Annotated in this window: 6 protein-coding genes; 4 read left to right on the top strand and 2 right to left on the bottom strand. The window is 67.3% G+C overall.

Going from position 1 to position 9,029, the window contains the following annotated elements; translation table 11 throughout:
- Both EB084_13470 and EB084_13465 read left to right on the top strand, forming a co-directional pair.
- Window positions 1-1,005, top strand: a 1,005-nt coding sequence (locus tag EB084_13470) for a PilT/PilU family type 4a pilus ATPase (GenBank protein ID NDD29266.1), incomplete at its 5' end; no start/stop codon positions are given.
- Window positions 1,002-2,120 carry a type IV pilus twitching motility protein PilT gene (locus EB084_13465; GenBank protein NDD29265.1) on the top strand — a complete coding sequence of 373 codons (1,119 nt, stop codon included), beginning with the start codon at window positions 1,002-1,004 and terminating at the stop codon, window positions 2,118-2,120. The genes EB084_13470 and EB084_13465, both read left to right, overlap by 4 nt.
- A 158-nt stretch (window positions 2,121-2,278) precedes the next feature.
- Here the strand turns inward: EB084_13465 and EB084_13460 are convergent, their stop codons facing one another.
- Both EB084_13460 and EB084_13455 read right to left on the bottom strand, forming a co-directional pair.
- Window positions 2,279-3,565, bottom strand: coding sequence for a type II secretion system F family protein (locus EB084_13460; GenBank protein ID NDD29264.1), 1,287 nt, complete (start codon window positions 3,563-3,565; stop codon window positions 2,279-2,281).
- Window positions 3,566-3,584: 19 nt separating this feature from the next.
- Window positions 3,585-4,691 (bottom strand): NYN domain-containing protein, encoded by a 1,107-nt coding sequence (locus EB084_13455; GenBank protein NDD29263.1) that lies wholly within the window; start codon window positions 4,689-4,691, stop codon window positions 3,585-3,587.
- Between the two features lie 45 nt (window positions 4,692-4,736).
- On the opposite strand from EB084_13455, the gene EB084_13450 reads away from it, so the two are divergent.
- Together EB084_13450 and EB084_13445 are read left to right on the top strand one after the other, a co-directional pair.
- A complete protein-coding gene (locus EB084_13450) occupies window positions 4,737-5,849 on the top strand; it encodes a sulfotransferase (GenBank protein NDD29262.1) in 1,113 nt (370 codons plus the stop codon).
- Between the two features lie 77 nt (window positions 5,850-5,926).
- Window positions 5,927-9,029: hypothetical protein (locus tag EB084_13445; GenBank protein NDD29261.1), on the top strand; the 3,103-nt coding region annotated here is incomplete at its 3' end.

Raw genomic sequence — 9,029 nt, 5'->3', positions numbered from 1 at the left:
AAGATCCGCCTGCACGGGCTGCTCGAGTCGCTGCCCCACCCTCCCCTGGCGGCCGAGCAGGTCGGGTGGATGGCCCAGCAGATCCTCGACGAGAAGGCCACGCACGAGCTCATCGAAGACTCGAACGTCGACTTCGTCTACGAGCTTCAGGCCGACTGCGCGATGACGCGCTTCCGCGCCAACGCGTTCGTGCAGAAGAACGGCCTGAACCTGGTGTTTCGCGGCATCCCGGGGCGCATCCCGAAGCTCGCCGACCTCGGCATGCCCGAGATACTGACGTCGCTCACCCACCACCATCACGGCCTTGTGCTCATCGTCGGCCCTTCCGGATGCGGCAAGACCAGCACCCTGGCCGCCCTGATCCAGCACGTCAACGAAACCCGCGCCTCGCACATCATCTCGGTCGAAGAGCCCATCGAGTACATCTTCCAGAACCAGCGCTCGCTGGTCATCCAGCGCCAGGTGGGTACCCACTGCGACAAGTTCTCGACCGCGCTTCGCGCGGCGCTGCGCGAAGACCCGGACGTGGTGGTGGTGGCCGAGATGCGCGACCTCGAGACCATCTCGATGGCCATCTCGGCCGCCGAGACCGGACACCTCGTGCTCGGAACCCTGCACACGCGCAGCGCCATCCAGACGGTGCAACGCATCATCGACTCGTTCCCCACCAACCAGCAGGCCCAGATCCGCACCATGCTGAGCGAGTCGCTGCGCGGCGTGTGCAGCCAGCAGCTGGTGCCGCGGGCCGATGGCAACGGACGCGTGGTCGCCTACGAGCTGCTGCTCGTGAACAACTCGGTGGCCAACCTGATTCGCGAAGGCAAGGACTTCCAGCTGCCCAACGTGATGCAGATGGGCAAGTCAAAGGGGATGCGCCTCATGGATGACACGTTGAAAGAGCTCGTCGAGAAGAAGGTCATCACGCCGGAGACGGCCGTGACCCAGGCCAACGACCCGCGCAACATGGCCGAGACCCTGAAGTCGATGGGGGTGGTGCTGCGATGAGCAACGAAGACGTTCTCCCCCCGCTCGAGCTGGGTCTCGACCCGAGCACCTACACCCTCGATCAGCTGCTGTTCCGCCTCACCGAGATGGGAGCCTCCGACCTCCACCTCGAGGCCGGAAACCCACCCGTGATGCGCTTCAAGGGCGACATCCGCTTCTCTGACCTGCCGGCCATGTCGCATGAGCACCTCACCGGCCTGCTGAGCGTGCTTCCCGTCGACGAGCGGTTGCACGAGCGCTTCGAGAAGACGGGCAACATCGACTTCGCCTACGAGCTCACGGGCGTGGCGCGATTCCGCGTGAACTGGCTGAAGCAGTACTACGGCGTCGGCTGCGTGATCCGCGTCATCCCCTCGAAGATCCCCACCCTCGATCAGCTCAACCTGCCCGCGGTGCTGTCGACGCTGGCGCTCTCGCCCCGGGGCATCGTTCTGGTCACCGGTCCCACAGGCTCCGGCAAGTCGACCACCCTGGCCGCCATGATCAACCACGTCAACCAGACACGCAAGGCCCACATCATCACCATCGAAGACCCCATCGAGTTCACCCACAACTCGTCGGTGTGCCTCATCGACCACCGCGAGATCGGGGCCCACACCAAGTCGTTCGCGGCGGCCCTGAAGGCCTGCCTGCGGGAAGACCCGGACATCGTGCTGGTGGGCGAGATGCGCGATCTCGAGACCATCGCCCTGGCGCTCACCGCCGCCGAGATGGGGGTGCTCGTGTTCGGCACGCTGCACACCAACAGCGCGCCGAAGACGGTTGATCGCATCATCGACGTGTTCCCCGCCGAGCAGCAGGAGCAGGTGCGCATGCAGCTGTCGCAGTCGCTGCGCGGCGTGGTCGCCCAGCAGCTGCTCAAGAAGGCCGACGGCAGCGGCCGCGTGGCGGCGCTCGAGATCATGGTCGTCAATGAGGGGCTGCGGGCGCTGATTCGCGAGGGCAAGACCGCGCAGATGTCGTCGTTCATCATGATGGGCAAGGATGAGGGCATGCAGTCGCTCGACGCCTGCCTCATCGAGTTCGTGCGCGAAGGGCGCATCAAGCTCGAGGACGCCCTCGAGCGCGCCACCGACCGCACGGCCTTCAAGCGGGCCGGGCTCATCACCGAGTGATCCCAACGCTCCCGCAGGGGCGTTGGGTCAGAACGGTCGGAACGCTCCCGCAGGGGCGTTGGGTCAGAACGGTCGGAACGCTCCCGCAGGGGCGTTGGGTGAGAACGTTCGGAACGCTCCCGCAGGGGTGTTGGGTGCGCATGGGGAGAAGCGCGCCCTCAGATGTTCTTGAGGGTGGCGTAGAGCGGCACGAAGACCGACACCACGATGCCTCCCACCACGAGCCCGAGGAAGCCGATGATGAGCGGCTCGAGCAGCTCGGGCAGCGCCTCGAGGGTGAGATCGGCGTCGATGGTGAGCATGTCTGAAGCGCGCACGAGCATCTCCGGGACCTGCCCGGCGTGCTCGCCGCTCTCGACATAGGCCACCAGGGCGGGCGGGAAGACGTCTCTGGCCGCCTTCATGGCCGTCGCCATGGGCACCCCGTGGATCACCCGCTCCGAGACCTCCTCGAGGGCATCGCCCACCACGCGGTTCCCACACGCCTGCGCCGCCATGGGGAGCGACTCGCGCACGTTCAGGCCGGCGCGGCTGAGGGCCGCGAGAATCTGCATGCCGCGCGCCAGCGACACCTTGCGGGTGACCTGACCGAAGATGATGGCCCGCGCGGAGCCGGTGTCGAGCAGCTGCTGCAGCTGGCGCCGCTGCCGGATGCGCTTCCAGATCTGGGGCCACATGAACATCAAGAACCCGGCCAGCACCAGGGTGATGGGGTGGCCGAGCACCTGCGCGCACCCGATGAGGATGCGCGTGTACAGCGGCAGCTGCACGTTCATCTCCTTCACGAGATCGAGGAACTGGGGCATGATGAAGGTGAACAGCCCGAACACGCACGCCAGCGACGCCACGAACACGAAGATGGGGTAGGTGGTGCTCGAGCGCACCTTGCGATGCAACGAGTCGGCCCGCTGCGTGAGCACCGAGAGCTCGTCGAGGATGCGCGGCATGATGCCCCCCGACGCGCCCACCTTCGCCATCGCCACGTGGGGGGGGCCGAACACGCCCGGGTAGAGCGACATGGCCTGTGACAACGTGAGCCCTCGGGTCAAGGCCTCGGCCATCCCCAGACACATCTGGGCTTCCGGGGTCTGCTTCCTGGGGGCCTCGCGCACGCGCACCTTGAGCTCTCCGCGCTGGATGGTGGGCATGGGGGTGTCAGCCAGCTCTGCCCCCTTGGCAAGAAAGCGAAAGCAGCGATCGAGGGGGATGCCCGCTCGGTACATGGTGGCCAGCTGGCGATAGATGAGGGTGAGTCGCTCGCCCGAGATGCGCAGCTTGTCGTCGCCGCTGGGGGGTGGCGCCTCGGGCTCGCGCATCGACACCACGGTGATGCCCTGCGCGAGCAGCTTGCGCACGGCGTCGTCGCGGTCGAAGGCGACCACCTCACCGCGCGCCGAGCTGCCATCGGATCGCTTTCCCTGATAGGGGTACTTCGAGAGCTTCATGCGTGACGGCTCTTGCGGATCAGCGGGGAATGCTGAGATACGCCTGTGATGTTCCGTCGCGCGCCTTTCGGCGCACGAGGGTGACGAATCCCTCCTGATCGAACAGGCGCACCAGGTCGTCGGCCGCCGCCTCGGTCATGCGCGTCATGCGCAGGAAGTACTCATCGCGAATGACGCGCCACGGCACCGGGCTGACCCCCTGGTCGCGCTCGGCCAGACGCACCGCGCGGCGCAAGATGTCGTACGGCTCCTCGGCCACGGTGCGAGACGCAGACGCAGGCGCAGCCCCCTGGGTGAGGCGTCGATACGACTGCACCGGCAGGGGCTCGTCGCCCGTGATGTCAGAGAAGCTCCACACGATGTGCTCATCAGCCGCCTCTCGCAGGCGAAAGCTGAAGCTCGGCTTGAGGGCCACCACGATGACCTTGCGGCCGAGGCGCTTCAGGCGCTCGGCCACCTCGCAGAAGTCGGCGTCGCCGCTCACGATGACGAAGGTGTCGTGGTCCTTGTCGCGCGCGTCTTCGAGCATGTCGAGGCTCATCACGAAGTCGACCAGGTTCTTCACGGGCTGCTTGCTGAGGTAGTCTTCCTTCGTGGGCACCGCCACCGTGCGCCACCCCATCATGGCCCAATCGTCTTGCGCGTGGCGGCTGTGGGCGACCACGGCGTCCCAGGCGGCATACACGGCGGTGGCGTTCCAGCCGATGCCCGTGAGCTCACGCCCCAGGCGGTTGAGGTGGCGCACGATGCGGGCAACGCTCACCGGATGGCCGTGGTCCTTGCTCGAGTACAGCAGGTTCTCGAAGTCGACGTAGCACGCGGCCTTGCGGCTCACGGGGCCGCGGGGAGCAGGGGGCGCGTCCGAGGTCGCGCGCGATGCGCTGGCTCTGAGAGGGGTGGCCTGCGGGGAAGGTGCTGCCGCTGTCGGCGTGGGGGCGCCCGTGCTCACGGGCGGAGGGGCTGGTGCGGGAGCGCAGAGCGGCGCGGTGGCCGCGGGCGCGGCGGTAGCAGGCGCGGAGGCTGACGCGGTCTGAGCGGCGGCGATGGCTGCGGGGGGCGAAGCCGATGGCTTCTTCGAGGAGGGCTCGTGTTTGGCGCGCCAGCGATCTCGTCGCGAACTGCTCATGACCGTAGGGGTTCGGGTCTGACGCGTGACGGTCCTGTTGCGGCGATGGGCGGGGGAGGTGGCAGAGGGACGCGCCAGGAGATGCGAGAAAGGCCATGCGACGTGACGATTCCCCCATCCCCCGCCACCGCACAGTCTCGCTGCACCGATCCCATCTTCATCGTGGGCACCGAGCGCTCGGGCTCGAACCTGCTCCGGCTGGTGCTGAACAGCCACTCGCGGCTCTTCATCCCCCACCCTCCCCACATCATGAACCTGATGAAGCCGTTCGCGAACGGATACGCAGGGCGGTTCCGCGAGCTGACGGCCGATGTGTGCCGCCTGGTGGCCTGGCACACCTTCCCGTGGGAGGTGCGCCTCGAGGTCGATGCGGTGCTGGCGCTGTGCGACGGCGAGCGCGACCTGTTCGCGGTGTACGCCGCCGCCCACGAGCTCTATCGCCGCAAGAGCGGCAAGGCGCGCTGGGGCTGCAAGAGCACCTTCATGATCAACGAGGTCGAGCGGGTGCTGCGCACCTTCCCGGATGCACGCATCATCCACCTCGTGCGCGATCCGCGCGACGTGGCCGTATCGGCGCGGTCGAGCGTGTTCAACCACTTCCACCCGTGGAACGTGGCCCACCTGTGGAAGCACGAGCAGCAGAAGGCCATCCGCCTGCACGAGACCCTCGGCCCCGAGACCATCATGCGGCTGCGCTACGAAGACCTGCTGGCCGACCCCGAAGCGCAGGTGCGGGCGGTGTGCAACTTCTTGAACGAGGCCTACGAGCCCACGATGCTGCGCTTCTTCGACACGCCGGAGGCAAAGAAGAGCGCATCGCTCAGCGCCGACTGGCGCAACACGGGCTCAGACATCAAGCGCGACAACACGCGCAAGTTCGTCACATCGCTCACGCCCCACGAGATCGCCATCATCGAGGGGGTGGCCGAGCTGCAGATGGCCTGGTTCGACTACGAACCCACCGCAAGCCCGCAGGCCCGCCTTGCGGCTGCACGCCCCTCGCGTGTCGAGCGGCTGCGCTACGCGTTCGACGAGTGGCGCTGGCAGCTGCGCGCCGAGCTGCGCAGCCTGCGCGGCGACCGCAACTGGCCCCTGCGCCTGCGCAAGTGGCTGCTGCTGCGGGCGTACCGGCTGAAGGCGCGGCTGCGCGGAGCGTAGCGGGCACAGGAGATCGCCTTCGCAAGACGCGAAGAATGTCGTCACTGCCGAGATTGCCGCTGTCTGGAGGCCCCCGCTTGAAACGCTTCATTCGCCTGAATGCCCGAATCCTTGCCACCCTGCTGGTGCAGGCCCTGCTGCTCGCAACCCTGCCCGGCTGCGGAACCGGAGGCGGGTCGACCGCCGGCTCGCCCTCACTGGAAGGGGCCGCCGCCACAGCTGTGGCCGTGGCGACCTCGCAGAGCCTGAGCGACGCCAACGCCGCGCCCATCGTGATGGGGCAGAACGGCCCTGCCAAAATGCTGCAGGGCGAGGTGCACCTCACCCAGGGCGTGGCGGGCGCCACCGTCACCGTGTACGAGAGCGACGGCACCATCGCGGGCACGGCAACCACCGACGCCAACGGCACCTTCGCCGTGTATGTGCCCGTGGACGATCTGCCAAGCGCCCCAGCCCCCGCGGCCAAGACGGCGTCAAAGGCCACGGCGGGGCTCGCGACCGGCGAGCGGCGCTTCGTGGCCGCGGTTCCCGTGGGCGCCCCCGAGGGTGCGGGCACGATGCTCATGACCGACACCCCCGCCCCCTTCGCTCACGTCGACCCCCTCAGCACCGAGGTGAGCCTGCTGCGCCAGGCCGACCCAAATGTGTCGCTCGTCGCCGCGCAACAGGCCGTGGCCGCGAGCAACGGCATCCCCGCCGACTATGACCTGCTAGACGCGGGGGGCGACGTAAGCCCGCTCTCTGATGCCCAGCTCGAAGCCGACGCCCAGGCCTACAACGCCCAGAACGGGCAGGTGGGCAGCCCAGACCTCGACCCTTTCCTGGCACACGAGGCGGGGCTGGCGCAGGTGCACGTGCTCGCGGCACGCAACAAGACCGCCGCCCCGGCCGCACATCCGCACCGCAAGCAAGCCCTCGCAGGCGCCACCACGGCAGACCCCAGGCGAGTGAGCGGGCTGAACGCCGACAACACCGACCCGAAGGGGACCCTCGACCCGGACCGCCAGCAGGCGCTCGACAGCTGGGGGGCCAGTGCCTTCATCCCGACCGCCTCGTTCACCGCCGAGCAGCTTCAACAAGGCACCTATTCGCTCTTCGGAACCATTGCTGGCATCACACACAGCGCCATCGACGGGCTCGCCACCCTCGCCCAGATCAAGGGCGTCCTCGACGCCGCTGATGGAAACTCCATCGATAAATCAACCCTGTGGCTGGGGAAAATCGCAGGCACGCTGGTCATCGTGAGCACCATCACCCAGCTCGTCCTCGGCATCTTGCAGGCCACGGCCGAAGACCCCTACCTCAAGGGCTTGCAGCAGCTGAGCCAGCAGATCGAGCAAGGGTTCAAGGCGCTGAGCCAGCAGATCCAGCAGTCCACCGCCTTCCTGCGCTGGAGCCAGAGCCAGCAGGCATTCCAGGCCGCGTACGGTACCATCCAGGGCAGGCTCAGCACCCTCCAGGGATATGCCACCCCTCCCTCGGCCGGCCTGCAGCCGTTCGACAACTTTCAGCAGAACGCGCTCCTCAGCGGCCTGAACCCACAAGGTGCGACGCTGGAGTCAACCCTCATCAACCAGAACCTCGGGCTCAACGGCGCCAATGCGGTGCTCGACGGCATCGCAGCCTTCACGGCCCAGAGCACCTACCTGCCGGCCGCGAAAGCGGCAAGCCCATCACACGGGGCAGCAAAGGCTGCCGACGGCCTGGGCTACACCCTGCGCAACAATGCCACCACGTTGACGCTTCGAGGCCTCGAGATGCAGTATGCCAACGCCCTCTCGTTCGCATCGCAGGTCGACGCCTACGAATCGCGGGCCGCCTACGCCACCTTCGGCACGGGATTCCCGCGCATCGCGGCACTGTCGAACCGTCTCGCCGGCGCCTCGACATTCGGGGCGAACGGCCTCACCTCGCTGCGCCGGCGCGGCCTGCAGCAGGCGCCTCCACGCTTCTCCAGCGACAAGGTGCGCGTCGATGCGTCGCGCGCCATCGCCTGGTCGACCGTGGTGACCCAGCAGACCATCAACAGCAGCAACTCGACCTACGAGGAAAAGGTCGGGTTTGGAACGATTGCGTCGTACAGCACCCTTGACGGAAACGCTTTCAGACGCGATGGCTACCGTCTCGACGCCAGCATGGCCCGAAACTGGCGCCTCCCACAGATCGCTGAGCTCAGGGCTCTTCCTGGGTGGGGCACCAAGGACTGCCCGAGTCTGATGAAGAGCGAGATGGGCCTCGACACGGCGGGAAACAAGCTGGTCGCCGCCTACGACGCCTCTGCGCCCGATCCCATCGAGAACCGATACCAGCTCTCGAGTCGCTCGAGCGCCTACTACCGTGTCACGAAGCAGGTTCGCTTCTACGATCTGACGACCGGCAATGAAGTGCCGTACAGAGACGTCCGGGGGGCCAGTATCGCCTGCATCGCCGTGCTCGACCTGAAGACGCTGGCGACCGCCATCGAAGACCCGAACAAGCCCGGCAACCTCGCAATCGCGAACACCCAGTACGCGGGGCCTCTCGACGCGCGCGTGTACCGCAGCGACGCCCTCAGCAGTGACCTGGTGACCGTCGAGTCGAGCACGTTGCGCGCGGCAGGCGTTCAACCGCTGTCGATAAGAGTCGTTGACCGCGTCATCGACAACCCGTGGTACAGCGCAAACCCCGTCATGCCGCAGCAGCAGGCGCGCAAGATCCACGCCCTGAGCGCGGTGGGCATCTGGTCGCAGAGCGTAGCCGCCTTGGGCAAGTTCGCCGTGGTCGTCGACGATCTGTCCGGCGTTGTCGAGTGGCAGGTCGACGATGCGAGCGTGGCCCGGGTCACCAACACGTTCAGCGAGTGGCCGTCGGTGAGCGAGCGCGCCAGAGCGGCGGGGCAGTTCGTCTCGCCCTGGTTCTCGACCCTGGTCTTCACGAAGGCCGGCACGGTGAAGGTCACCGCCAACTGGATGCAGGGCGCCTCATCAACCACGGCCAGCAACACCGTGACCATCACCGAGACCAACTCAACCGACCTGGCCATCCCCCCCGTGCTCTCGGCGCTGAACGTGTACCCGACGGGCATGGTCGTCACCAACGCCTCGCAGCTGCAGGGCAAGGTGATGTCGGCCTACGGCGAGATGAGCGACAACACCGCCGCCGACTACAACACCAAGGTGCAGTGGTCGCTGCTCGAGGTGC

It is taken from the genome of Pseudomonadota bacterium (genome assembly GCA_010028905.1).
Lineage (GTDB): Bacteria > Vulcanimicrobiota > Xenobia > RGZZ01 > RGZZ01 > RGZZ01.
The sequence above is the reverse complement of the archived record's forward strand: the minus strand, read 5'-3'. Positions and strand labels throughout refer to the sequence as shown.